Annotated in this window: 22 protein-coding genes; 10 read left to right on the forward strand and 12 right to left on the reverse strand. The window is 67.4% G+C overall.

All coding sequences use genetic code 11. The features are described from left to right. Positions 1-235: 235 nt before the first annotated feature. The 4 genes from C8D03_RS12690 to C8D03_RS12705 all read left to right on the forward strand — a co-directional run bounded on the left by C8D03_RS12690 (position 236) and on the right by C8D03_RS12705 (position 4,884). Positions 236-1,672 (forward strand): serine protease family protein, encoded by a 1,437-nt coding sequence (locus C8D03_RS12690; RefSeq protein ID WP_108046587.1) that lies wholly within the window; start codon positions 236-238, stop codon positions 1,670-1,672. A 126-nt stretch (positions 1,673-1,798) separates the two neighbouring features. Next, a complete protein-coding gene (locus C8D03_RS12695) occupies positions 1,799-2,800 on the forward strand; it encodes a tripartite tricarboxylate transporter substrate binding protein (protein WP_108046588.1) in 1,002 nt (333 codons plus the stop codon). 94 nt (positions 2,801-2,894) lie between these two features. Beyond that, entirely contained in the window at positions 2,895-3,362 is a 468-nt protein-coding gene (locus tag C8D03_RS12700; RefSeq protein WP_108046589.1) for a tripartite tricarboxylate transporter TctB family protein, read from the forward strand. 10 nt (positions 3,363-3,372) lie between these two features. Next, positions 3,373-4,884, forward strand: coding sequence for a tripartite tricarboxylate transporter permease (locus C8D03_RS12705; protein ID WP_108046590.1), 1,512 nt, complete (start codon positions 3,373-3,375; stop codon positions 4,882-4,884). Positions 4,885-4,923: 39 nt separating this feature from the next. Here the strand turns inward: C8D03_RS12705 and C8D03_RS12710 are convergent, their stop codons facing one another. Further along, positions 4,924-5,667, reverse strand: a complete 744-nt coding sequence (locus C8D03_RS12710; RefSeq protein WP_108046591.1) for an enoyl-CoA hydratase-related protein — start codon at positions 5,665-5,667, stop codon at positions 4,924-4,926. Positions 5,668-5,928: 261 nt separating this feature from the next. Between C8D03_RS12710 and C8D03_RS12715 the strand changes: the two genes are divergently transcribed. From C8D03_RS12715 to C8D03_RS12725, 3 genes are all read left to right on the forward strand, one after another. Then, entirely contained in the window at positions 5,929-8,010 is a 2,082-nt protein-coding gene (locus tag C8D03_RS12715) for a 3-hydroxyacyl-CoA dehydrogenase NAD-binding domain-containing protein (RefSeq protein WP_108046592.1), read from the forward strand. Between the two features lie 67 nt (positions 8,011-8,077). Then, the gene (locus tag C8D03_RS12720) at positions 8,078-9,265 is read left to right on the forward strand and encodes an acetyl-CoA C-acyltransferase (protein ID WP_108046593.1); all 1,188 of its coding nucleotides are present in this window, start codon (positions 8,078-8,080) and stop codon (positions 9,263-9,265) included. A gap of 90 nt (positions 9,266-9,355) precedes the next feature. Next, the gene (locus tag C8D03_RS12725; RefSeq protein ID WP_108046594.1) at positions 9,356-10,315 is read left to right on the forward strand and encodes a DUF808 domain-containing protein; all 960 of its coding nucleotides are present in this window, start codon (positions 9,356-9,358) and stop codon (positions 10,313-10,315) included. A 6-nt stretch (positions 10,316-10,321) separates the two neighbouring features. Here C8D03_RS12725 and C8D03_RS12730 read toward each other — a convergent pair whose 3' ends face one another. Together C8D03_RS12730 and C8D03_RS12735 are read right to left on the reverse strand one after the other, a co-directional pair. Then, positions 10,322-11,005, reverse strand: a complete 684-nt coding sequence (locus C8D03_RS12730) for a nitroreductase (protein WP_108046595.1) — start codon at positions 11,003-11,005, stop codon at positions 10,322-10,324. A gap of 47 nt (positions 11,006-11,052) precedes the next feature. Beyond that, positions 11,053-12,762: a lysine--tRNA ligase gene (locus C8D03_RS12735; RefSeq protein WP_108046596.1), complete on the reverse strand. Its 1,710-nt coding sequence runs from the start codon at positions 12,760-12,762 to the stop codon at positions 11,053-11,055. 246 nt (positions 12,763-13,008) lie between these two features. Here C8D03_RS12735 and C8D03_RS12740 point away from each other — a divergent pair, with 246 nt between their 5' ends. Then, positions 13,009-14,166: an amidohydrolase gene (locus C8D03_RS12740; protein WP_108046597.1), complete on the forward strand. Its 1,158-nt coding sequence runs from the start codon at positions 13,009-13,011 to the stop codon at positions 14,164-14,166. 75 nt (positions 14,167-14,241) lie between these two features. On the opposite strand, the gene C8D03_RS12745 is transcribed toward C8D03_RS12740, so the two are convergent. The 9 genes from C8D03_RS12745 to uxaC all read right to left on the reverse strand — a co-directional run bounded on the left by C8D03_RS12745 (position 14,242) and on the right by uxaC (position 23,100). Beyond that, entirely contained in the window at positions 14,242-15,081 is an 840-nt protein-coding gene (locus C8D03_RS12745; RefSeq protein ID WP_108046598.1) for a transporter substrate-binding domain-containing protein, read from the reverse strand. A gap of 222 nt (positions 15,082-15,303) precedes the next feature. Next, the gene (locus C8D03_RS12750) at positions 15,304-16,773 is read right to left on the reverse strand and encodes a mannitol dehydrogenase family protein (RefSeq protein ID WP_210203921.1); all 1,470 of its coding nucleotides are present in this window, start codon (positions 16,771-16,773) and stop codon (positions 15,304-15,306) included. Continuing rightward, the gene (locus tag C8D03_RS12755) at positions 16,770-18,050 is read right to left on the reverse strand and encodes a TRAP transporter large permease (RefSeq protein WP_108046599.1); all 1,281 of its coding nucleotides are present in this window, start codon (positions 18,048-18,050) and stop codon (positions 16,770-16,772) included. Before C8D03_RS12755 ends, C8D03_RS12750 begins: the two co-directional genes overlap by 4 nt. Positions 18,051-18,053: 3 nt before the next feature. Continuing rightward, a complete protein-coding gene (locus tag C8D03_RS12760) occupies positions 18,054-18,587 on the reverse strand; it encodes a TRAP transporter small permease (RefSeq protein WP_108051585.1) in 534 nt (177 codons plus the stop codon). A 77-nt stretch (positions 18,588-18,664) separates the two neighbouring features. Beyond that, positions 18,665-19,645, reverse strand: a complete 981-nt coding sequence (locus C8D03_RS12765) for a TRAP transporter substrate-binding protein (RefSeq protein ID WP_108046600.1) — start codon at positions 19,643-19,645, stop codon at positions 18,665-18,667. Positions 19,646-19,746: 101 nt separating this feature from the next. Then, a complete protein-coding gene (locus C8D03_RS12770) occupies positions 19,747-20,088 on the reverse strand; it encodes a cupin domain-containing protein (protein ID WP_108046601.1) in 342 nt (113 codons plus the stop codon). Beyond that, positions 20,085-20,849, reverse strand: coding sequence for a 2-dehydro-3-deoxy-D-gluconate 5-dehydrogenase KduD (gene kduD / locus C8D03_RS12775; protein WP_108046602.1), 765 nt, complete (start codon positions 20,847-20,849; stop codon positions 20,085-20,087). The genes C8D03_RS12770 and kduD overlap by 4 nt, the downstream gene beginning before the upstream one ends. After that, complete coding sequence (gene kduI / locus C8D03_RS12780) at positions 20,849-21,682, reverse strand: 5-dehydro-4-deoxy-D-glucuronate isomerase (RefSeq protein ID WP_108051587.1); 834 nt, start codon at positions 21,680-21,682, stop codon at positions 20,849-20,851. The genes kduD and kduI overlap by 1 nt, the downstream gene beginning before the upstream one ends. 11 nt (positions 21,683-21,693) lie before the next feature. Beyond that, positions 21,694-23,100, reverse strand: coding sequence for a glucuronate isomerase (gene uxaC, locus C8D03_RS12785; RefSeq protein WP_108046603.1), 1,407 nt, complete (start codon positions 23,098-23,100; stop codon positions 21,694-21,696). 175 nt (positions 23,101-23,275) lie between these two features. On the opposite strand from uxaC, the gene C8D03_RS12790 reads away from it, so the two are divergent. Continuing rightward, positions 23,276-24,019, forward strand: coding sequence for a GntR family transcriptional regulator (locus tag C8D03_RS12790; RefSeq protein WP_108046604.1), 744 nt, complete (start codon positions 23,276-23,278; stop codon positions 24,017-24,019). Between the two features lie 110 nt (positions 24,020-24,129). Beyond that, positions 24,130-25,515 (forward strand): amidase, encoded by a 1,386-nt coding sequence (locus tag C8D03_RS12795; RefSeq protein WP_108051589.1) that lies wholly within the window; start codon positions 24,130-24,132, stop codon positions 25,513-25,515. The last annotated feature ends 56 nt before the right edge of the window (positions 25,516-25,571 follow it).

Genomic DNA, 25,571 nt, shown 5'->3' on the forward strand with positions numbered 1-25,571 from the left:
TCCGTCCGACGGCGTCGGCGGACAAGGCATCAGCCCCATCACGCCCACCGCGGCGTGAGACCGGACCGGCAGGCTATCACCGCGTCGCAGGCGTTCAAGTCATGCGAATGAAGGTCGCCCAGCAGCCGGTATCGTGGATCGTATCGCCGCGCCACCTTCTGGCACACCGCGGTTGCGGCGTGTGCCGTTCTGGCGCTCAATGCGGCCGCTCCACCCGCCCTCAAGGACGAGACCCATGCTGCGCGCCTGCCTGCATCACCCGCGAACCGAGCAGGTCCGAGCCGCCGCGCTGGCGCTTGTCTTGCTGAGCGCGCCGCCTGCCGGCGCGCAAGCTCCGGCGCCGGCGCCCAATCCGCAGCTCGCCGCCGCGCAGGCGAGCTTCGAGAGCCTTCCGGAGGCCGAGCGCAAGGCGATTCAGACCGACCTGATCTGGACCGGCCATTTCAACGGCGCGGCCAGCGGTTCCTACGGCCCGCTGACCTTCCGCGCCATCAACGCGCTGAAGGCGCCCGCGCGCGGCGCGCCTGACGGGATGCTGAACCCGGCCGAACGGCGCACCCTGGCGCAGGGGGCCCAGGCGGCGCGCGACGCGGCCGGCTTCCGCCTGATCGCCGACGACAGGACCGGTGTGCGCATCGGCATCCCGGCGACCGTCCTGCCGAAACGGGACGCCTCGCCGGCCGGCAGCCGCTGGCAGAGCGGCGACGGCAAGATCACGCTGGATACCTCGGTCACGCCGCAAGGCGAGACGCTGGAGGCGGTCTATGAGAAGGCGACGGCGCCGACCCCGAACAATCCGGGCCGCAAGATCACCTACAAGCTGCTGCGCCCGGACTTCTTCGTCGTCACCGGCGAGACGCCGACCGGCAAATTCTATCGCCGGCTGGCAGCCGGGCCGTCAGGCCTGCGCGGTTTCTCGATCGGCTACGACAAGGCGCTGTCGGGCACGGTCGACAAGCTGGTGATCGCGATTGCCTCGAGCTTCGAGCCCTTCCCGACCGGGCCGCTGCCGGCGGCGTCGGCCATCGCCTCCGCGCCCCCGACTGCCGCTGCGACGGGGCCTGCGGCCGTGACGGTGCCGGTGCGCGTCACGGAACGCTACGGCGTCGCGCTTGCCGTTGCCGATCGCGTCGCGGTGACGGCGGCTTCCGCCGTCGAGGGGTGCAGGTCAGTGCGTCTCAGCGGTCGTGCAGCCAAGCTGCGCGGATCGCCGGAAGGCGGGCTCGTCCTGCTCGAGGTCGACGGTGGGCAGGCCTTCGCTGCGGCTGCCTTGCGGGCGGAGGTGCCGGCCGAGCGCGAGAGCCTCGTGCTGGTCGCCTTCGGCGAGGACAGTGGCAAGCGCGCCGCCGTTGCCCTGCCCGGACAGGGCGTCCGGATCGGTGCCAATGTCGCGGTGTTTGCGCCGTTGCAGCCGGGGCAGGCCGGCGCGCCGGCATTCGATCGCCAGGGGCGGCCGGTGGGGCTCGTCACCGCCAACCCGTCCGACAAGATCCTGATCGCAGGTGTCGCGCCGCAGCGCGCCTACGCGGTTGCCGACAGTGCGGCGTTGCAGGGCCTGATGGGGCGGGCCGGGCTGACGTCCGCAGTCGCGGCCGCCGGTCCCGACCTCAGCACGGGGGCTGTGGTGGAGAAGGTGGCGAAGTCGGTTCTGCCGGTCATCTGCGGATTGTAGAAATCGCCCAAAGACCAGTTGTCTCAGCCGCGACAATCGGCTCAGATACGTTGACCTACGCAAGAGAGCCCCGTCTAGGACGAGGAGCACTCGGACACTAAATCGATTTAAGGAGAGGTAACAGAGATGACCGACATCATTAGCAGGCGTGGCGTTCTCAAGGGCGCCGCTGCAGCGGGAGCGGCAGGGCTCGTTGCAAGCCCTGCAATCGGCCAGGCAAAGTGGCCTGCGCGGCCGGTCCAGATGATCTGCCCCTGGGGCGCGGGCGGTGGCACCGACGCGGTGGTGCGTATCGTGGCGGCATTGCTCGAAAAAAGCCTCGGCCAGCCATTCAATGTCGTGAACCGCACCGGCGGCTCCGGTGTGGTGGGCCATTCAGCGATCGCGACCGGCGCGCCGGACGGCTACACGCTCGGCATCATCACCTCCGAAATCGCGATGATGCATCACCAGGGGCTCACGCAACTCACTCCGTCCAACTATACGCCGTTGGCGCTGATGAACTCGGATCCGTCAGGCGTGCAGGTCAAGGCGGACGCCCCCTACAAGACGATCAAGGACCTCGCCGATGCCATCAAGGCCGCGCCGGCCGGCAAGATGAAGGCCTCGGGCACCGGGCAGGGTGGAATCTGGCATCTTGCGCTGATTGGCTGGATGCTTGGCATGAAGTTGCAGCCGGACCATGTCGCCTGGGCTCCCTCGAACGGCGCCGCACCCGCCATGCAGGACTTGGCTGCTGGAGGAATCGACTTCGTCACATGTTCCGTGCCCGAAGCGCGCGCCATGCTCGACGCTGGTCGCGCCCGTTCGCTGGCGATCATGGCGGGTGAGCGGAATCCGCAGTTCAAGGACGTGCCGACGATGAAGGAGACGCTCGGCATCGACTTCCAGGTCGGCTCGTGGCGCGGTATCGCCGGCCCGGAGAAGCTGCCGGAGAACGTCGTCAAAATCATGAACGCCGAACTCAAGACCATCTATAATTCCAAGGAATACAAGGAGTTCATGGATGCGCGCGGGTTCACCATGATCTACGCGGACGGCCCCGGCTTTGGCCAGTATATGGCCGACAGCGACAAGCAGATGGGTGTTGCGCTGGCGGCTGGCGGTCTCGCCAAGAAGCCGGCGTAAGGGCGCCCCGGGCGGCGGCCGCGAGCGCCACCGCCCCGCATTGGCTCAGCACGCCTTCGGGCGTGCTCGTTCACCTATTCAGAAAGTTCGCACGATGCGCTTCAACGATGCCGTCGTCGGCGTCGCGTTCCTGCTGCTCGCCGGCGCCATGATCGCGATGACCTTCACCTTCCCCCCTTTCCCCGGCCAGAAATACGGACCGAGCCTGTTTCCGCGCATCCTCGGGGCCGGGATCATCCTCTGCTCCCTGCTGCTGATTCTGCGCGAGCGGCGCGGCGAGCGCCGCCCCTGGCTCGTGCTCGACGACTGGACGGGACAGCCGCGAAGGCTGGCCTCCTTTGCGCTGATGCTGGCCGCCATGGTGTTCTATCTGCTGGCGTCGGAGCCGCTCGGTTTCATCCCGACCGCGTTCCTGATCCAGCTGGGCCTGTTCCTGTGGTTCGGGGTTCGTCCGGTCACCGCCCTCATCGTCGCCATCTGCATGACGATCGCGGTGCAATACTTCTTCGGCAATCTGATGCGCGTGCCGCTTCCGCGCGGCATTCTCGACAGCGTGCTCTGAGGAGGCCCGGATGACCGCAATTACCGCCGCATTCGGCCTCGTCTTCGACCCTTACGTCCTGTCCGTCATCATGGGCTCGGCCATCTTCGGCATGTTCGTGGGAGCCATGCCGGGCCTCACCGCGACGATGGCGACGGCGCTGCTGGTGCCGGTGACGTTCTTCATGCCGCCCGTACCGGCGCTCGGCGCGATCGTCACGGCAACCGCGATGGCGATCTTTGCCGGCGATATTCCAGCGGCGATGCTGCGCATGCCGGGCACGCCCGCCTCGGCCGCTTATGCCGACGAGAGCTACGAGATGACCAAGAAGGGTCAACTCGACCTGTGCATGGGCGTCAACCTCGTCTTCTCCGTGCTGGGCGGCATCTTCGGCGTCATCATCCTGATCGTCCTGGCGCCGGCTCTGGCCGAGGTCGCGATCAACTTCTCGTCCTTCGAATATTTCTGGCTCGCCTGTCTCGGCCTGACCTGCGCCGTCTTCATCGGCACGGGCGATCCGCTGAAGGGGCTGCTGTCGCTTTTCATCGGCCTGGCCATCGGCTGCATTGGCATCGACCCGGCGGCCGGCCAGCCGCGCTTCACCTTCGGCAATGTCGACCTGCTCTCCGGCATCAACTTCATCCCGACGCTGATCGGCATGTTCGCCGTCTCGGAACTGCTGCGCGGAGCCGTGACGATGGACAAGGCCGGCTTTATGGTGAAGCAGACCGTCGGCAACATGTTCGCCGGGGTCGGGGCGGTCTGGCGCAAATACTGGTACAATTTCCTGCGCGGCTCGGTGATCGGCACGGTGATCGGCGCGCTGCCTGGCGCTGGTGCCGACATCGCGGCGTGGGTCTCCTATGCGGTCTCGAAGAAGCTCTCGAAGGAGCCGGAGAAATTCGGCACCGGCCATATCGAGGGCATCGTCGATTCGACATCGGCCAACAATTCGGCTCTGGGCGGTGCCTGGATTCCGGCGCTGGTCTTCGGCATTCCCGGCGATTCGATCACGGCCATCGTGATCGGGGTGCTCTATATGAAGGGCATGAATCCGGGCCCGAGCGTCTTCCTGCAGACGCCAGAACTGATCTATGCGGTCTTCATCATCTTCATCATCGCCAATCTGCTGATGTTCCCGCTCGGCTGGGCGGCGATCAAGTCGGCCAAGCAGATCCTGCGGGTGCCGCGCAACATCCTGCTGCCGATCATCCTGATCTTCTGCATGGTCGGTTCCTTCGCCATGACGAACTCGCTCTATGGCGTTGTGCTGATGGTGGTGATGGGGCTGTTCGGCTGGCTGCTGGAAGAGCATGGCATCCCGGTCGCGCCGCTGATCCTCGGGCTCGTGCTCGGCGAGATGCTGGAGCAGAACTTCATGAGTTCGATGATCAAGGCGGACGGGGCGTTCCTGGCCTTTCTGTCGCGGCCGATCGCAGGCGTGCTGGGCGTCTGCACGCTGGGGCTGTGGGCTTACATGGCCTGGCGGGCCGTGCAGTCGCGCGGTTCGGGCGCGGCGGTGGATGCCGGCATCAAGACCTGACGATCATGTGCAGCGGCGCCGTCGGCGTCGCTGCAGGCCTCACTTCTTCAGGAAGGCCGCAAAGGCGGCCTGAGCCTCTTCGGAGCGCAGGCGCTCGCCGAAATGCCGGCCTTCGGTCGCGATCGTCTCGGCGACGCTGGCAGCCTGACCCCGCTTCAGCAGCAGCTTGGTCAACGCAACCGATTGCGGCGGCAGGGCTGCCAGCGCCTTCGCCTTGGCGAGCGCAGCGTCGAGCGCCGCGCCTTCCGCGACCACGGCATTGAGCAGGCCGGCGTCGAGCGCCGTTTCGGGCCCGAAGGCCTCGCCCAGCATCAGCAGTTCGGCGGCGCGCTTGGAGCCTGCGACTAGCGGCAGGAGATGGCTCGAGGCGCCTTCGGGCGAGAGGCCGAGCGCCACGAAGGGCATGCGGAAAGTCGCTCCGGTGCCGGCAAAAGCGAGATCGCAATGCAGCAGCATCGTCGTGCCGATGCCGACAGCGAAGCCCTCGACGGCGGCGACGACCGGCTTGGTCGCGGTCGAGATCGTGGTCAGGAAATCCATGGCGATGCGGGCGCCATCGCCGGCCGAAGCGGCGAAATCGCGGATGTCGTTGCCACTGGTGAAGCAGTTGCCGGCGCCGGTGATCAGGATGGCGCGAATCTGCGGATCGGCCTCGGCTGTGGCGAAGGCCTCGATCAGCCCGAGATAACTCGCACGGTTGAGCGCATTCTTGCGCTCCGGCCGGTTCATCGTGATCCTGGTGACGCCGGGCGCGACGGTGTCGGTCAGAACGACGGCGGTCATCGGCGGTTCCTCGTCCCTGCGGCCTCGACGGATGGTCCGGAACGGCTTCGTCGCGGTGCCGGCCCGAGGCTCGTCATTGTCTTCAGGGGAGGCTTGGCATGGCCGTTCGGCGGGGGTCAAGCGGCGGCTCGCGGGGGATCGCATCGCCTGCGAACGCGTGTCCCGGGAATGCCCCGGCTTGACAAAAGCCGACCGGCAGACTTCCTCCTTCGCCCTCGTTGCGCCGGGTCGACGGCGCTTGCAGAGCAGGGATATGCACCGATGGAGACCGTTCGGCTTGCCCGTCATGGCGCAATCGCGATCGCCACGATCGACAATCCGCCGGTCAACGCGCTCGGCCAGGCCCTGCGTTCCGACCTCGCTCGCGCCATCGCCGATGCGGGTTCCGATCCGGCCGTCTCGGCCATCGTGATCGCCGCCGCCGGGCGCGCTTTCATCGCCGGCGCCGATATCAGCGAGTTCGGCAAGTCGATGGTGCCACCGTTCCTGCCGGACGTGCTCGATGCCATCGAGACCTGCACGAAGCCGGTCATCGCGGCGATCCAGGGTGCAGCGCTGGGCGGCGGGCTTGAGGTCGCGCTGGCCTGCCATGGCCGCGTGGCCTCGGTTGCGGCGATGCTCGGCCTGCCCGAGATCAAGCTCGGCCTGATTCCGGGTGCGGGCGGCACGCAGCGCCTGCCGCGTCTGATCGGTGCCTCAAAAGCGTTCCCGATGATGCTGTCGGGCGAGCCGGTTTCCGCCGGCAAGGGGCTGGAATGGGGCTTGGTCGACGAGGTGACGGGCGGCGATGTCGTGGCGGCGGCCATGGCGCTGGCACAGGTGCTTGCTGCGAAGGGCGTGCCGGAAGCCGCTCGCGAGCAGAGCGACCGCCTGACCCCGGCTGATCGCGAGAGCTTCGAGGCGCTGGCCGCTGACGCCACCAAGAAATTCGGCGACATGCCCAATGCGATGGCGCTGGTCGAGGCGGTGCGCGCCGTCTTCACGCTGCCTTTCAGCGAGGGGCTGGCGACCGAGCGGGCGCTGTTCCTGAAACTGGTGGCCGATCCCCGGTCGGGGGCTCTGCGCCATGTCTTCTTCGCCGAGCGCGAGATCGCCCGCGTGCCGGGCATCGGCAACGAGGTGAAGCCGCGCCCGATCGCCAGCGCCGCCGTGATCGGGGCCGGCACGATGGGCGGCGGCATCGCGATGTGCTTCGCCAATGCCGGCATCAAGGTGAGCCTGATCGAGCGGGAGCAGGCGCCGATCGACAACGGCATGAACCGCGTCGCGGCGATCTACGAGATGTCGGTGACGCGCGGCTCGCTGACGCCGGCCAAGCGTGACGAGCGCCTGGCACTGATCAAACCGGCCGTCGGGCTCGCCGCGGCGGCCGAGGCCGACATCGTGATCGAGGCCGCCTTTGAGGAGATGAGCGTCAAGCAGCAGATATTCCGCGAACTCGATGCCATCGCCAAGCCGGGTGCGATCCTTGCCAGCAACACCTCCTATCTCGACATCCCCAGCATCGCCGCCGCGACGAAGCGGCCGCAGGACGTGCTGGGAATGCATTTCTTCAGCCCAGCCAATGTCATGAAGCTGCTCGAGGTGGTGCGGCCGGAGGGCGTGGCGGACGATGCCGTGGTGACGGCGATGGCGCTCGGGCGCAGGCTCGGCAAGGTGCCGGTCGTGGTCGGCAACGGCTTCGGCTTCGTCGGCAACCGCATGCTGGAGGCTCGCACCCGCGCCACCGAGCGCCTGCTCGTCGCAGGCGCGCTGCCACATGAGGTCGATGCGGCGCTGACGGATTTCGGCTTCAAGATGGGCCCCTGCGCGATGGCCGATCTGGCGGGCAACGATATCGGCTGGCGGTCGCGCAAGGCGCGCGGCAAGACCGCCGCCGTGGCGGACGCGATCTGCGAAGCCGGCTGGTTCGGCCAGAAGACCGGCCGCGGCTACTTCCTCTATCCCGAGGGTGCCCGGACCGGGCAGCGCGATCCGGAGGTCGAGGCCCTGATCGCGCGGATCTCGCAAGAGCAGGGCGTGACGCGGCGCAGCTTCACGACCGAGGAGATCCTGTCGCGCCTGCTCGACCCGATGGTCAATGAGGGGGCCCGCATCCTCGACGAGGGCATCGCGTCCCGTCCGGGCGATATCGATGTGATCTGGCTCAACGGCTATAACTGGCCGGCCTGGCGCGGCGGGCCGATGTACTGGGCCGATACGGTCGGGCTCGACGTCATCGTGCGCCGGCTGGAGGCGCAGCTTGCCGAGACGGGCGACAGGACGCTCGAACCTGCCCCACTGCTGAAGAGTCTCGCAGCGGAGGGGAAGGGCTTTGCCGGGCTCAAGAGCAAGGCCGTCTGATCGCGTTGCCCGGCATGACGACGAAGACAAGAACAGACATCAAATCTGACAAAGGGATGAAGCGTCCATGACCGAAGCCGTCATCGTTTCCACTGCCCGCACGCCGATCGGCAAGGCCTATCGCGGCGCTTTCAACCAGGTCCGTGGCGCCGACATGGCGGCGCATGCGATCCGGCATGCGCTGGCGCGCGCCAGCCTCGAGCCGGAGGCGGTCGAGGAGGTGGTGATGGGTTGCGGCTATCCCGAAGCCGCGACCGGCGGCAATGTCGCGCGCCATGCGGCGCTGGTGGCGGGACTGCCGGTGCAGTCGGCCGGTGTCACGGTCAGCCGCTTCTGCGCCTCGGGGCTCGAGGCGATCGCGCATGCGGCACGCCGCGTCGTGATGGACGGCGTGCCGGTCGCCGTCGGCGGCGGGGTCGAGTCGATCAGCCTGGTGCAGCCCGTGGTCCGGCGCGACCTCACCCTGAACGACTGGCTTTTGGCGAACAAGCCGACGATCTACACCGCGATGATCGAGACGGCCGACATCGTCGCCGAGCATTATGGCATTTCGCGCGAGGCGCAGGATGCCTTCTCGCTGCAGAGCCAGCAGCGCACGGCCGCAGCCCAGCAGCGCGGGCTGTTCGACGACGAGATCGTGCCGATGAGCGCCGTGATGGCCGTCACCGACAAGGCGACGGGCCAGGTCAGCCAGCAGCCGGTGACGCTGTCGAGGGACGAGGGCAACCGCCCGGATACCACGCTGGAAGGCCTGCTCAAGCTCAAGCCCGTGCGCGGCGAGGACAAGTTCGTCACCGCCGGCAATGCGAGCCAGCTTTCCGACGGGGCAGCGGCCAGCGTCGTGATGTCGGCGGCGGAGGCGAAGAAGCGCGGGCTTGCTCCGCTCGGCATCTTCCGCGGCTTCGCCTCGGCCGGTTGCGAGCCCGACGAGATGGGCATCGGTCCCGTCTTCGCCGTGCCGCGGCTGCTGGAGCGCAACGGGCTCAAGGTCTCCGACATCGACCTCTGGGAGCTGAACGAGGCCTTCGCCTCGCAGTCGATCTATTGCCGCGACACGCTCGGGATCGATCCCGACAAGGTCAACGTCAATGGCGGCGCGATCTCGATCGGCCATCCCTTCGGGATGAGCGGGGCCCGGCTCGTCGGCCATGCACTGCTCGAAGGCCGCCGCCGCAAGGCGCGCTATGCGGTCGTCACGATGTGTGTCGCCGGCGGGATGGGCTGCGCCGGACTGTTCGAGATCAACCAGGGCTGATCGCTGACGCGTTCCGGTGTGGCATTGTCATTGCTGCCTCGCGCAACCTAGCTTTGCTGCGGTGCCGAAGGCTGACCCGGGAGGCTGCTTGTGAGCTCTGGACTGTTCGCGCTGCTCGACGATATCGCCGGTATCGCCAAGGTCGCGGCGTCCTCGGTGGACGATGTCGTGGCGCAGGCCACGAAGGCCGGGACCAAGGCCGCCGGTATCGTCATCGACGATGCGGCAGTGACGCCGCGCTATGCCGTCGGCTTCGCGGCCTCGCGCGAACTGCCGATCATCTGGCGGATCGCGCTCGGCTCGCTGAAGAACAAGCTGTTCTTCCTGCTGCCGGGTGCGCTCATTCTCGCGCTTGTCGCGCCCTGGCTGATCACGCCGCTGCTGATGGCGGGCGGGGTCTATCTCTGCTTCGAGGGGGCGGAAAAGATCCTCGAACTCGTCATGCCCCATGCGACGGCGACGCCGGCCGAGACGGGGACGGCCGCGCAGGACGCCGGGCAGCTCGAAGAGCAGAAGGTGTCGGGAGCGATCAAGACGGATTTCATCCTGTCCGCCGAGATCATGGCGATCACGCTGTCGACGGTCTCGACCGCGTCCTTCTGGATGCAGGCTCTGGTGCTGGCCGTGGTCGGCATCGGCATCACCGTGCTGGTCTATGGCGTCGTTGCGCTGATCGTGAAGGCGGATGATGCCGGGTTCGCGCTGGCGCGGCAGCGCTTCGCGCCGGTGCGCCTGCTGGGCCGGGCGCTCGTGATCGGCATGCCGCATTTCCTGACGGCGCTCGGCGCTGTCGGCACGGCGGCAATGCTCTGGGTCGGCGGCGGCATCATCATCCACGGGCTGGAAGAATTCGGGCTCACCGCGATCGGCCATGCCAGTCACGGGATCGCCGTGGCTGCGGGCCGGGCTCTGCCGTGGCTGGGCGGCGCGATCGAATGGCTCGCTGGGGCGGTGTTCTCGGCCGTGTTCGGGCTGGTCGTCGGCGGAATCGCGATCGTCGCGATGCACTTTGCCGGCGAGCCGCTGCTGAAGAGCCTGCGCGGCCGCTGAAGCCGCTCAGTCGAGCCAGGTCGTAAAGCCTTCGACGGGCTCGCGCTCGGGCACGAGGCGGTTCTGCGGCGCATCGGGATCGGCATGGCCGATGGCGATGCCGCAGACCACGACCTCGCTCTCGGGGATGGCGAGCTCGCGCCGTACAACCGGATGGAAGCGCGCGAAGATCGCCTGCGGGCAGGATTGCAGCCCATGCCCCTGCGCCGCGATCAGCAGGTTCTGGACGAACATGCCGAGATCGAGCCAGGAGCCGATCTCGAGGTCACGGTCCACCGTCAGCATCAGCGCGACCGGCGCGCCGAAGAAACGCAGATTGGCGGCGCTCTGGCGCTTCATGCCGGCAACATCGCCCCTGGTCACGCCGAGCAGGCCGTAGAGGTCCCAGCCGACCTTGCGGCGGCGCGCGAGATAAGGCTCGCGGAAGGTCTCGGGATAGTAACGGTATTCCTCCTCGGCCGGGACGTCCGGCGAATCGAGCGCGGCGACCAGCGCCGTCTCCAGCCGCGCACGCGCCTGCGGACCGATGACACGGAGCTTCCAGGGCTGCATGTTGGTGCCGCTCGGCGCCTGCGCCGCGACTTCGATCAGCCGGCGGACGAGTGTCGGATCGACCGGGTCGGGCAGAAAAGCGCGGATTGCGCGGCGGCTCGTGATGGCGTGTTCGACGGCTTCGGCGGCGTTTGTCATTCAGGCTCCCGGAAGGCGACGTCTACAGTCCATTATTGCGAGGAGTGTCATCCCGCCTTGCGCGCGCCCAAGAATGCGGCGTGTTCCTCGACCAGCCCGCCCGCCAGCGCCTTGGCGATCAGGGCACGGGTGTTGGCAAGGCCGTAGATCGCGGCGAAGGAGCCGAAGCGGGGGCCCTGATCCTCGCCGAACAGGACCTGGTAGATCGCCTTCCACCAGTCGCCCGAGACACCCGGCCGCTCGGGTGTCGCGTTCTTGGCGGTCAGGTTCTGGTAACGCGGGATGGCGCGCGCCACGTCCAGCGCGGTGTCCTGCACCATCTCTGCGGTCGCATCCGCCGGCAGGGCGGCGATGGCTGCGTCGAGCGCCGTGAAGGCCGTGCGCTCCGTGTCGTCGGCAAGGCGGTAGGTCTTTGCCGGCTTCACGAAATCGCGGAAATAGGCGATCGCGTAGCCGACCAGCGCATCGAGGCGCGGATGGGTCGCTGGCGAGATGCCCGGCCCGTAGCGCTGGAGGAAGCCCCAGAGCACGGCCTTGTCCTCGGAATTCGCCACGGCGACGAGGTTCATCAGCAAGCCGAAGGTGATCTGCGCGCGCGACGCGTTCTCGCCTTCGCCGGTCGCGATGATCTCCGGCTGCGGCGGCTCGCCATGGTGGAGATGCCAGACCGGGTTGCCGAGGCGGTTCTTCCAGTCCTGCCGCTCATAGCCGCCAAGGAACTGCAGATATTCGTCGACTGCGCGCGGAATGACGTCGAAATGCAGCTTCTTGGCCTCGCGCGGGCGCTGGAACATGTAGAGTGCCAGGCTCTCCTGCGGGCCGTATTCGAGCCAGTCCTCGATGGTCAGGCCGTTGCCCTTCGACTTCGAGATCTTCTGGCCCTGCTCGTCGAGGAAAAGCTCGTAGTTGAAGCCTTCCGGCGGCGTGCCGTCGAGGGCGCGCGCGATCTGCGAGGAGACCTTGACCGAGTCGATCAGATCCTTGCCGGCCATCTCGTAGTCGACGCCGAGCGCGACCCAGCGCATCGCCCAGTCGGGCTTCCACTGCAGCTTGACGTGGCCGCCGGTCACGGGCGTTACGAAGCGCTCGCCCGTCGCCGGGTCGGCCCAGGCGATAGTGCCGGCCGCGACATCGACCTCGTCGATCGGCACCTGCATGACGACGCGCGTCGCCGGATGGATCGGCAGGAAGGGCGAATAGGTCGCGGCGCGCTCCTCGCGCAAAGTCGCCAGCATGATCTTCATGACCGCGTCGTAGCGCGCCAGCATCTTCAGCAGCGTCGCGTCGAATTCGCCGGCCCGGTAGCTGTCGGTCGAGGACTTGAACTCGTAGTCGAAGCCGAAGCGGTCGAGGAAGGCCCGCAGCCGGGCATTGTTGTGCCGGCCGAACGAGTCATGCGTGCCGAAGGGGTCGGGCACCTCGGTCAGTGGCTTGCCGAGATTGGCCGCGAGCAACTCCTTGTTGGGAACGTTGTCGGGAACCTTGCGCAGCCCGTCCAGATCGTCCGAGAAGGCGATCAGCCGGGTCGGGATGGTGTTGCCGGTCAGAACCCGGAAAGCGTGGCGGACCATCGAGGTGCGCGCGACCTCGCCGAAAGTTCCGATATGTGGCAGGCCGGAGGGGCCGTAGCCGGTCTCGAAGATGACCTCCTTCTTGCCCGCTTTCTCGATCCGCGCGACGAGCTTGCGAGCTTCCTCGAACGGCCAGGCGGCCGAACGCTGGGCGGCGTCCACAAGGGCGGGGTCGAAAACGGGCATGTCGGCTGGTGTCCTCTCCAGATCCTGCAAAAAAGCGAGGCACGGGCTTTCGCAGATTGCAAAGGGGGGCGTCAATGCGTCCGAACGGAGGCGCGTCATGCTCGGGCTCGACCCGAGCATCTCCTGCAAGCGATTGTCGGGTCTGCGCTGCGCTTCGCCCGAGAATGACGGAGAGGCGTAACGGCGGTTGCCGAAGAGGCCGGCGGGTATAGGTTGCATGTGACCTATGCCTGAGAGGATACCGCCTTGGATCGCGACCTGCACGAAACCCTGACCGCCTGGCGCCGGCATCTGCATGCCCATCCGGAACTTGGCCGTCACGAGACGGTGACGAGTATCTTCGTGCAGGACAAGCTGACCGAACTCGGGGTTCCCTTCACCGCGGGCGTTGGTGGCCATGGCGTGGTGGCGACGCTAAAGCGCGGGGGCTCGGAGCGCTCGGTCGGCCTGCGCGCCGATATGGACGCGCTGCCAATCGCGGAGGCCAGCGACCTGCCCTACAAATCGGGCACGCCGAACGTGATGCATGCCTGTGGCCATGACGGGCACACGACTGCGCTGCTGGGGGCTGCGGCGCTGCTTTCCCGCGACGAGGGCTGGAGCGGCACGGTCCAGTTCGTCTTCCAGCCGGCGGAAGAGGGGGCTGGCGGTGCGCAGGCGATGCTTGCCGACGGGGTGCTCGACCGCTTCCCGATGGAGCGCATCTTCGCCCTGCACAACTGGCCGGGGCTGGAAGCCGGCACGATCGCGGTGCATCGCGGCCCGGTGATGTCCGAGCCCGGCCGCTTCAAGATCACGCTCACCGGCACGGCCGGCCATGCGGCCCTGCCGGAGACGACGCGCGATCCGATCGTCGCCATGGCGCATCTCATCGTCGCGCTGCAGACGATCGTCTCCCGCAATGTCGATCCGATGGAATCAGCGGTGGTCTCGATCGGCCAGGTGCATGGTGGGCTCGCCTCGAACCAGATTCCGACCAACGTCTTCATCGAGGGCACGTTCCGCACCTTCGTGCCGGCGGTGCGCGAGCGGCTGCTGGCGCGGCTCGGGACCATCGCCCGCAACATCGCCGCGACCTTCGAGATGACGGCAGAGGTCGAGACGATGCACGGCGTCGCCACCGTCAACACCGCGCCGGAGGAGGAACTGGCCGCCGCCGCTGGCAAGGCGGCCGGGCTGAGCGTCCGGCGCGACCTGAAGGCGAGCACGACCGGAGAGGATTTCGCCTATTTTCTCGAGCGCCTTCCGGGTTGCTACATCTGGATCGGCAACGGGCCGGTCAAGGATGGCGGCGAGCTCCACAATGACCGCTACGATTTCAACGATGCGATCCTGCCGGCTGCGTCGGGATGGCTCACCTCCGTCGCCAAGACCTCGCTTAGGGCGAATGCCCCGGCAGAGTGACGGCAACGAGCTATCGTCCGCGTCATGCTCGGCACGAGGACGAGCATGACGCGGGAGGCAGAATGATCGCCTCTCTCAGAACGGGCTCACCGGGAAGAAGCGTAGATAGAGCCTGGCATAGGTTCCGTCATCCCAGAGCGATTGCAGCGCGTAGTCGAGGGCGCGCTTGAGCGGAATTTCCTCCTTGCGGACGAGGAAGCCGACGCCCTCGCCGAAATAGCGGCTTTCGAGGAAAGGGCCGCCGGTGAAGGCGAGCTCGCCGCCAGCCGAACCGGCCAGCAGCAGCGCGAGCGCGACGCCGTCGGCAAAGACGAACTCGGCATCGCCGCTGCGCAGGGCCGTGACCGCGCCGGCGAGCGTGCCGGTCTCGCGGCGCTGGACGAAGGGCAGCAGCCGTTCGAGGAAGGCCTGATGCGCCGAGCCGCCGACGACGGCGACGCGCTTGCCCTGCAGGCTGCGGGTGTCGAGTTCGGCCTGGGCATTGCCGCGCGTGGTCGCGAGCCGCGCCGTGCTGCGGAAATAGAGATGGCTCGCGGCAAAGCGCTCGCGGATTTGCGGGGAGAGGTTCACCGCCGCGGCCAGCACGTCGCCACGGCCCTCGGCGAGCGAATCCAGCAGCGTGTCGAAGCGGCGGGCCTGCACCGTGCAGGTCCAGCCGAGCTTCTCGCAGGCGGCGCGGGCCAGCTCGACCGAGAAGCCGGTGAGGATGCCGTCGGGGCCGGCAAAATGCAGCGGCGGGTAATCGTCGTCGGTCAGGAAGCGGACGACGCGCGGCGGGCCGGGCTCCGGCCGGTCGAGCCGGATGCGCGGGTCCCAGAAATTCGGCACGGTGACGCGCGATTGCGCCAGCGCGGCGCCGGGGACCAGGCACAGGCCAAGACAGCAAGCGAGGGCGAGGACGGCGAACCGCTTCATGGCCGCATCTGGCGGTAGAGGCAGGTCGGGATCAAGAGGTTTCGCGGGGAACCCCTCTCCCGGGAGAGGGGCAGGGGTGAGGGGTCGGCCATTTGACGTTTGGCCGCTACCTCACCGCTTCCTCGCTTCGAGGTGGAGATAACTGGTTCCAGGGCCTACACCTCACCCTGCCATCTCCTTACAGGAGAGGGTTCCCCGCGCTCTGCGTTTCCCAGCTGCGTCCTAATTCAGCGAAGCCGCGGTCGCCTTGGCACCCTTCTCGAACAGCGCCGCCAGATGCCGCTCGACCGGCCTGGTGAAGCGTTCCTCGCGGGGCAGGTCGCTGCCGAAGATCGCCTCGATGCCGAGCAGGGCTTGGCTCAGGGCCGCAGCGTTGCGGCCGGCAGCCTTCGCCCTCGTCGCGAACTCCGCTGCCAGCGGATCGCGGAGATCGATCGCCGCGCCGGTCTCGTCGGTCCCGCTGACATAGCGCATCCAGGCAGCGACGCCGAGCGCGAGATGGTCGATTGGAGCGCCGGCCTTGAGCCGCTCGCGAATGGTGCCGAGCAGGCGCTGCGGCAGCTTTTGTGAGCCATCCATGGCGATCTGCCAGGTGCGATGGCGGATGGCGGGGTTGCGGAAGCGGGTCAGCAGCGCCTCGGCATAGTCCGCCAGCACGACGCCCTGCGGAGCCGGAACGGTCGGGATGATCTCGGCCCAGAGCCCTTGGAGGAAGCGGGCGAGGACGGCATTGCCGCTGGCCTCGGCAACGGTTTCGTGGCCGGCGAGATAACCGAGATAGGCGAGGCTGGAATGGGCGCCGTTGAGCATCCGCAGCTTCATGAACTCGAAAGGCGCGACCTCGGTGACCATCTGCGCGCCGACGCGATCCCAGGCCGGGCGGCCCGCCGCGAAGACGTCCTGGATCGCCCATTGCCGGAAGGGCTCGCCGATGACGGGGGCGGCGTCCTCGACGCCGATGAGCCGGGAGACTTCGGCGATGTCGGCCTCGGTCGTCGCCGGCACGATGCGGTCGACCATCGTTGCGGGGAAGGCGCCGTTGGCGTCGATCCACTGGCTGAGCGCGTCATCGCTCAGCGCCGCGAAATCGCGGACGAGGCCGCGCAGCACGCCGCCATTATGGGGGAGGTTGTCGCAGCTCAGCGCCGTGAACGGCCCAAGCCCCGCCGTGCGACGTGCCTTCAACCCGGCGACGATGATGCCGACGGCCGAGCGCGGCGCCAGCGGGTTGGCGAGGTCGTGGACGATGTCGGGATGGTCGGCCTTCAGCCGGCCGGTGGCGGGGTCGTGGCAGTAGCCCTTCTCCGTCACGGTCAGCGACACGATGCGCGTTTCCGGAGCGGCCAGGCGCGCGATCAGTGCGGCCGGATTTTCCGGCGCCACGAGGACCTCACCGACGCAGCCGATGATGCGCAGTTCCGGGCCGGCCGGCGCGCGCTTCAGCAGGGTGTAGAGTCCGTCCTGCGGCTTCAGCCGGTCGCGCTGGTCGGGGCGCTGCAGGCTTGCGCCGGTGACGCCCCAGGCGCCGAAGTCCAGCTCCAGCGCATCCTCGGTGTACTCGCAGAGATGGGCGCGGGCGAAGGCGCCCAAGCCCAGATGGACGATGCCCGGCGCCAGTGTCGCGCGGTCATAGGCGGGGCGGCGAACCGCCGCGGGCAGGGAGGACAGCGTCCTCGTCGTCAGTCTCGTCAACGGAATGCGCCCGGTAGCCAGAGGGAGAAGGCGGGAACGTAGGTGACGAGCAGCAGGACCGCAACGCTGGCGCCGTAGAACGGCCAGATCGTCCGCATGCTCTCGCTGATCGAGACCTTGCCGATGGCGCAGGCGACGAACTGGACCGAGCCGACCGGCGGCGTGTTCAGGCCGATGCCGGCGTTGAGGATCAGGATCACGCCGAAATGCACGGGATCGACGCCTATGGCCTTGACCACGGGCAGGAAGATCGGTGTGCAGATGATGATCATCGGCGCCATGTCCATGAAGGTGCCGAGTACCAGCAGGATGACGTTGATGAGCAGCAGGATCATCAGCGGATTGCTCGAGATCGACTGCATCAGTTCGATCGTCGCCTTGGGGACCTCGAGGAAGGCCATCAGCCAACCGAAGGAGCTCGCCGCGCCAATGACGAGCAGCACCATCGCGGTGGTGCGGACGGCGCCGAGCGTGGCATGGGTGAAGCCCTTCAGGTCGAGCCCGCGATAGACGAAGATCGTGACCAGCAACGCGTAGATCACGGCGACGCAAGAGGATTCAGTCGCGGTGAAGACGCCCGAGCGGACGCCGCCGAATATGATGCCGATCAGCAGGATGCCGGGCAGCGCCGCGACGAAGAAGCGCGCGACGGCGAGGAAGCCGGGGAACACGTCCGCCGGATAGCCGCGCCGGACTGCGACGGCCCAGGCGGCGATCATCAGCGCCAGGCACAGCATCAGGCCGGGCACGACGCCGGCGGTGAAGAGGTCGGCGATCGAGATCGTGCCGCCCGCCGCCAGCGAGTAGATGATCATGTTGTGCGAAGGCGGGATCAGCAGCGCGATGATCGCGGCATTGGCGGTGACGTTGACGGCGTAATCGGCGGCATAGCCGCGCTTGACCATCTGCGGGATCATGATGCCGCCGACGGCCGATGCGTCCGCCACGGCCGAGCCGGAGATGCCGCCGAAGAGCGTGCAGGTGATGACGTTGACCTGTCCCAGGCCGCCGCGCAGATGCCCGACGAGCGAGGCGGCGAACTGGATGAGGCGGTCGGCGATGCCGCCGCGGATCATCAGGTCGCCCGAATAGATGAAGAACGGGATCGCCAGCATGGCGAAAGCGTTCATGCCGGTCGACATCTGCTGGAAGACGACGACCGGCGGAATGCCGATATAGAGCACGGTCGCCATCGAGGAGAGGCCGAGGCAGAACGCGACCGGCACGCCCATCAGCAGGAGCAGGGCGAAGGAGGTGAAGAGGATCGTGATGGCCATCGATCAGGCCTCCCCGCCGAGGCCGTTGGCGTTTAGTGGCATGGGCGCGAGCTCCTCGCCCGTGAAGAACAGCAGCAGCTTCTCGATCGAGAACAACGCGATCAGGCTGCCGCCCGCGATGATCGGGACATAGTCCCAGCCCTTGGAGATGCCGATCATCGGCAGCCGGTCGCTCCAGACCTTGGCTGCGAGCTCGGTGCCGTACCAGACCATCGCGAAGGCGAAGAGCGTGACCAGCGCCTCGTTGGCGATGATGAGCGCGGCTTTCCATCGACCGCGCGTGTAGTGCAGCCCGACATCGAAGCCCATATGGTCGAGCTCGCGGACGCCGACAGAACCGCCGAGCAGGATGAACCAGAGCATGAGGAACAGTGAGACCGGCTCGCCCCAGGTCGGGGTGGCGTTCAGGATGTAGCGTCCGAAGACCGTCCAGGCGACGATCGCCGTCATCGCGATCAGGCCCAGCCCGGCCGCCAGCAGGGCGATCAGGCTGAGGCGCGCATTGATGCGCGTGAGCATCCGGGCAAAACCGGTCATGGACATGTCCTGGCGTTCGGGCTGGAAACGAAAACGGGCGGCGGGGAAGGCCGCCGCCCGGGATCAGATAAAGCGGATTACTTGACCGCCTGGATCTTGGCGACGAGGTCCTTGAGGGCCGCATCCGTGACGAACTTGTCGTAGACCGGCTTCATCGCGTCGATGAAGGGCTGCTTCTCGACCTTGTTGATCACGGCGCCGCCGGCCTTGACCTTGGCTTCGGAGGTCTTCTCGCGGGCGTCCCAGAGCTCGCGCATCTTGGCGACGGATTCCTTGGCCGCCACCTTCATGATCTCCTGGTCTTCCTTGGAGAGCTTGTCGAAGCTGCGCTTGGACATGACCAGCACTTCCGGCGACAGCGAATGCTCGGTCTCCGAGTAGAATTTCGAGACTTCGTAGTGCTTGGTCGACTCGTAGGACGGCCAGTTGTTCTCGGCGCCGTCGATCACGCCGGTCTGCAGGGCCGAATAGACCTCGCCGAAGGCCATCGGGGTGGCGTTGGCGCCGAGCGCCGAGACGAGCGCCACGAACATGTCCGACTGCTGCACGCGGATCTTCATGCCCTTCATGTCGGCGGGCGTGGTGATCGGGCGCTTGGAGTTGTAAAAGGAGCGCGAGCCGGAATCGTAGAAGGCGAGGCCGATCAGGTCGTGCTTCTCGAACTCCTTCAGGATGCCGTCGCCGATCGGGCCGTCCATGACCTTCCGCATGTGATCGACGGAGCGGAAGATGAAGGGCAGCGAGGGCACGTTGGTCGCCGGGATCAGGTTGTTGAACGGCGCCATGTTGATGCGGTTCAGGTCGATCACGCCGAAGCGGGTCTGCTCGATCGTGTCCTTTTCGTTGCCGAGCTGTGCCGAGTGGAAGACGTTGATCTTGATGCGGCCCTTGGTGCGCTCCTCCAGCAGCTTGCTGATGTGGCGAACTGCCTCGACCGTCGGATAGTCGGTCGGGTGGATGTCGGTCGAGCGCAGGGTGGTCTGGGCGCTGGCGCCGGTGGTGGCGGCTGCGAAGATGGCTGCGCTCGCGAGCGCGCTGAACATGCGTTTGGTGAGCATGGTGGTTGTCCTCTCCCGTTTTATGATGGCGCCGGGTTTTTCCGGTCGTTCTTGTCCCGTGATGGGAGCCTTGCCGGCGGTGGCCGGCAGGGCGGTCTCGTCTAGAGAAATTCGCTGCGCATCGGCGTGAAGGAATCGATAAGCTGCCCCGCCTCGACCGCGGTGACGCCGTGGACGAGGTCGGCGGGCACGAAGAAGGTGTCGCCGGTGACGAGCCGCTCGGTCCTGCCATCGATCGTGACGTCGAAGACGCCACTCTCGACATAGGACGCCTGGCGGTGCGGATGCTGGTGCGGCTTGCCGATGGCGCCTGCCTCGAAGACCACGCGCACGACCATCAGGTCACGGCCATAGGCCATGATCTTGCGCTTGACGCCGGGCTCGGTGGGCTCCCAGGCGATGTCGGCCTCGTGCTGGAAGAAGGTATCGAGATGATCGGTCATCGGGCGAGCCAGCCTCCGTCGACGGGGATGACGGCGCCGTTCACGTAGGCTGCGGCGTCGCTTGCGAGGAACACGGCGGCACCGCCGATATCCGACGGTCTGCCCCAGCGTCCGGCCGGGATGCGCGCGAGGATCGCGTCGTTGCGGTCCGGATCGGCGCGCAAGGCCTGCGTGTTGTTGCTCTCGATGTAGCCCGGCGCGATCGCGTTGACGTTGATGCCCTTCGCCGCCCATTCACAGGCCAGGAGCTTCGTCAGACCGGCGAGCCCGCTCTTGCTTGCCGTGTAGGAGGCGACGCGGATGCCGCCCTGGAAGGCGAGCAGCGAAGCGATGTTGACGATGCGGCCGGTGCGGCCAGCGTCCACCGCCGATTTCGCGAAGGCCTGGGCCAGGAAGAACGTCGCCTTGAGGTTGACGTTCATGACCTCGTCCCAATCGCTTTCGCTGAAATCGAGGGCGTCGGCACGGCGGATGATGCCGGCGTTGTTGATCAGGATGTCGAGCGGGCCGGCGAGGTCGTTAGCCTGGTCGATCACGCGAGGCGCGATGCCCTGTTGCTGGAGGTCGACCTTGAGCGCGTGGCCGGCGCCGCCGGCTTCAGTGATCAACGCCTGCGTCTCGCCCATGTCGGAGCGCCCGGCCGCGATGACGGTTGCTCCGGCCTCAGCCAGCGCCAGCGCGATGCCCTGGCCGATGCCGGTATTGGCGCCCGTCACCAGCGCCGTGCGCCCGGTCAGGCCGAAGGGCGAGGCCGCCGCCATCAGCGCAGCGTATCCACGGGGGCGGCGTCCATGTCGGTGAACTCGACATTGTCGCCGGCCATGGCCCAGACGAAGGCATAGTTCGAGGTGCCGCAGCCGCAATGGATCGACCAGTTCGGCGCGATCACGGCCTGCTCGTTGGCGACGAGGAGGTGGCGGGTCTGGGTGGGCTCGCCCATGAAGTGGAAGACGCGGTGGGCCGGATCGAGGTTGAAGTAGAGATAGGCCTCCATCCGCCGCGTATGGGTGTGGCAGGGCATCGAGTTCCAGACCGAGCCCGGCTCCAACGCCGTCATGCCCATGACGAGCTGGTTGGTGCCGGTCGTGTTCGGCATGACATATTGCCGGATGGTGCGCTTGTTCGAGGTCTCGGCGGAGCCGAGATGCAGCGTATTGGCGTCCGACTGGCGGATGAGCTGGTGCGGCGCCTCGCGATGGGCCGGGGCGCTGGTCAGGTAGAATTTCGCCGGATTGGCGGCATCCGCGCTGGCGAAGAAGACCTCCTTCGCGCCGAGCCCGACATAAAGCGCGTCCAGGCTCGGCAGATCGAAGACCTTGCCGTCGACGGTGACGCTGCCGGCTCCGCCGATATTGATGACGCCGAGTTCGCGGCGCGCCAGGAAAAACGGCGTGCCGGTGGGCGCGAAGGGGGCGAGCGCCAGCGGCGTGGCCGTCGGCGTCGCGCCGCCGACGATCATGCGGTCGTAATGGCTGTAGGTCAGCGAGATCTCGCCCGGCACGAAGACGCGCTCGATCAGGAAATCCTCGCGCAGCGTTTCCGTGTCGTAGCCCTTCACGTCGCGCGGATGGGCGGCTTGGCGTTCGTCGATCATCTTGGTCCCGGTCACAGGCGATAGGCCTCCTTGGCCAGTCGATAGGCGAGGTCGTGGGCAACCTCCGCGGCCTCGTCCTCGTCAAGCCGGTGCTCGGCGACGAGTTTGGCCAGGTAGGTGCAGTCGCAGCGGCGGGCGACGTCATGGCGCGCGGGGATCGACAGATAGGCGCGGGTGTCGTCGTTGAAGCCGACGGTGTTGTAGAAGCCGGCGGTCTCGGTTGTCAGTTCGCGGAAGCGCAGCATGGCTTCCGGCGCGTCGAGGAACCACCAGCCCGGTCCGAGCTTCAGCGCCGGGTAGTGGCCGGCGAGCGGAGCGAGCTCGCGCGAATAGCTGGTCTCGTCGAGGGTGAAGGCGATGACGGTCAGGTTCGGCTCGTTGCCGACCGCATCGAGCAGCGGCTTGAGCGCGGTGACATAATCCGTCTGGCGCGGGATGTCGGCGCCCATGTCGCGTCCGAAATGCTCGAACAGTGAGGCGTTGTGGTTGCGCGAGGAGCCGGGATGAATCTGCAGGACGAGCCCGTCATCCAGGCTCATCTTCGCCATCTCGGTCAGCATCTGGCCGCGGAAGAGATCGGCCTCGTCGGCCGAGACCGGGCCGGCGACGACCTTGGCGAACAGCGCCTTCGCATCCGCCTTCGAGAGGTTCGCTGTGCGGGCAGTGGCGTGGCCATGGTCGGAGGAGGTAGCGCCGCGCTGGCGGAAATAGTCGCGGCGCTGGCGGTGGGCGGCGAGATAGCCGCTCCAGCTCGCGACATCCTCACCCGTCAGCGCGCCGAACTGCTCGATATTGGCGGCGAAGCCCTCGAATTCAGGGTCGACAACGCTGTCGGGACGATAGGCGGTGACGACCTTGCCGCCCCAACCCGACGCCTTGATCATGTCGTGCCATTTCAGGTCGTCGAGCGCGCCTTCGGTGGTCGAGATCGCCTCGATCCTGAAGCGCTCGAACAGGGCGCGCGGGCGCAGCTCCGGCTCGTCCAGCTTCTCGGCGATGCGGTCGTAGATCCTGTCGGCATTCTCGGGCGAGAGCCGCTCGTTGATGCCGAAGACCGACGAGAGCGCGTGCTCGAACCAGAGCCGGGTCGGCGTGCCCCGAAACAGATACCAATGCTTGGCGAAGAGGCGCCAGACGGCGCGCGGATCGGTCTCGATCGCCCCGCCGTCCTTGCGGGGGATGCCGAGCTGTTCGAGCCGCACGCCCTGCGAATAGAGCATGCGGAAAATGTAATGATCGGGCTTGACCAGCAGCGTCGCGGGATCGGGAAAGGGCTGGTCCTCGGCAAACCAGCGCGGATCGGTGTGGCCATGCGGCGAGATGATCGGCAGGTCGCGAATCGTGGCGTAGAGCCGGCGGGCAATACCGCGCGTCACGGGGTCGGCGGGGAAGAGTCGATCATCGTGAAGCAGCGTCATGCGGAACTCCCGGCAGCCTTCGGGCGGACCATAGGCGCCGCCGCGAGTTGGGGTCAATATACTAATATACTAGTATGTCAAAGAGGCCCGTGCTATCCGCAAAAGGGAGCAGGCGTCGCGACGTCTGGTCCCGACACGCGGCCTCTGGACGCGCGGGAGGAGCGAAGGCAGGACGATGTCGCAGATCACGATCCCACCGGCGGCCGACGAGGACAGCCCCAGACGCGAGCGCCGTCGCCAGCCGCTGGCCAGCGTGCCGTCCGGCCGCTCGACTGCCGCCTCGGTGGTGCAGGACGAGCTTCGCCGCGCGATCCTGGCGATGGAGATCGTGCCCGGCGCGGCGTTGGTCGAGAAGGAGTTGACCGGCCGCTTCGGCACCAGCCGAACGCCGGTGCGCGAGGCCCTGATCCGGCTGAAGGAGGAAGGTCTCGTCGAGATCTTCCCGCAAGCCGGGACCTTCGTGGCGCGGATTCCGACCGAGGCGATCCCCGAGGCCGTCTTCATCCGGCAGGCGCTGGAATGCGCGACCGTCGAGCTCGTGGCGCGGATCGGCACGGAGCAGGCCATCGCGAAGCTGGATGCGACGATCGCGCGCCAGCACGAGGCGCTGGAGGCCGGCGATCAGGAGGGGTTTCACCTTGCCGACGAGGCCTTCCACGAAACGCTGGCGACGCTCGCCGGCTATCCCGGCATCTGGAAGATCGCGCATGCCGCCAAGAGCCAGATCGATCGCTGCCGGCGCATGACCCTGCCGGTGCCCGGGCGCATGGCGATGGTGATCCGCGAGCATCTGTCGATCGTCGACGCGATCCGCCGGCATGACGGGCCGGGAGCGGAGAGTGCGATGCGCATGCATCTCGGCACGCTGCTGCCCGACCTGCTGCGGCTGCAGGAGCAAAATCCCGACTACTTCGTCTGAGCGTGATTCCTGCGCCGGGCTCGTCGCAAGCCGTTTTCGGCGCGCGGCTTGCTTTGGCAGGCGTCGCTATGCCCGATAGGGATGGCGCAGCCGCCGAGAGGACCATGTCGATGCCCGATCCCGCCGATCTCAGCGCCGTCGAACTGCTCGACGCCTATCGCGCCAGAGCGCTCTCGCCGGTCGAGGTCACGGAGGCGGTGATTGCCCGCATCGAGGCCTGGGAGCCGCGGCTCAAGGCGCTCTATGCCTATCAACCCGAGGCGGCGCGTGCGGCGGCGAAGGCCTCCGAAATGCGCTGGATGACGGGCGAGGCGCTGCCGCTTGATGGCGTGCCCGGCACGATCAAGGAGAACATCGCGACGAAGGGCACGCCGATGCCGGTCGGCACGGCGGCGCGCGATCTCGTGCCGATGCCGGAGGATGCGCCGGTCGCGGCGCGGCTGCGGGAGGCTGGCCTCGTCATGCTCGCCAAGACGACGATGCCGGATTACGGCATGCTCTCTTCAGGGCTGTCGAGCTTTCACGAGCTGGCGCGCAACCCCTGGGACCTGTCGAAGAATCCGGGTGGCTCGTCGGCGGGCGCGGGCGCGGCTGGAGCTGCCGGCTACGGCCCGCTCCATATCGGCACCGATATCGGCGGCTCGATCCGCCTGCCGGCGGGCTGGTGCGGGCTCGTCGGCCTGAAGCCCAGCTTCGGCCGCGTGCCGATCGATCCGAGCTATTACGGCCGTGTTGCCGGGCCGATGACCCGCACAGTCGCGGATGCCGCGTTGATGATGCGCGAGATCTCGAAGCCCGATGCGCGCGACGGCATGAGCCTGCCGCTGCAGGAGATCGACTGGCTGTCGCTCGACATGGATTTGACGGGGTTGCAGCTCGGCCTCCAGCTCGATCCCGGCATCGGCATCCCTGTCGAGCCGGAGACGCAGGCTGCGATCGAGGCGGCGGCCAGGGCCTTCGCGGCGGCCGGCGCGATTGTCGAGGAGGCGCCGGCCTTCCTGACGCGGGAGATGCTGGACGGGCTCGACGATTTCTGGAGCCAGCGCGCCTGGGCTGATATCGGTGCGCTGCCCGCGGAGCGGCAGGCCAGGGTGCTGCCCTACATCTTCGAATGGGCGCGGCGCGGCGAGGCTCTATCCGGCGAACGTGTCTATCGCGGCATGAGCCAGATGCTGGCGATCAAGGATGCGGCGCTGAAGCAGAGCGCGCCGTTCGACTTCGTGCTCTCGCCGGTCGCGCCGGTGCCGAGCTATGCGGCGGAGCTGGCCTCGCCGATCCATGACCCGCACCAGCCCTTCGAGCACATTGTCTTCACGCTGCCGGCCAACATGTCGGACCAGCCCTCGGTTGCAGTTCCGGCCGGGATGACCGCTGCCGGCCTGCCGATCGGTCTGCAGATCACCGGCCGGCGCTTCGACGATCTCGGCGTGCTGCGGATGGCGCGGGCGTGGGAGCAGTTGCGCCAGCCACTGCCGGATTTCCCGCGCCCGGCCTGAGCTTCCAAGCGGCTTGTCGAGGATCGATTGGCCGGTCGAGGGTGACGGCGTGTTTT

This window comes from Bosea sp. 124 (assembly GCF_003046175.1).
Classification (GTDB): domain Bacteria; phylum Pseudomonadota; class Alphaproteobacteria; order Rhizobiales; family Beijerinckiaceae; genus Allobosea.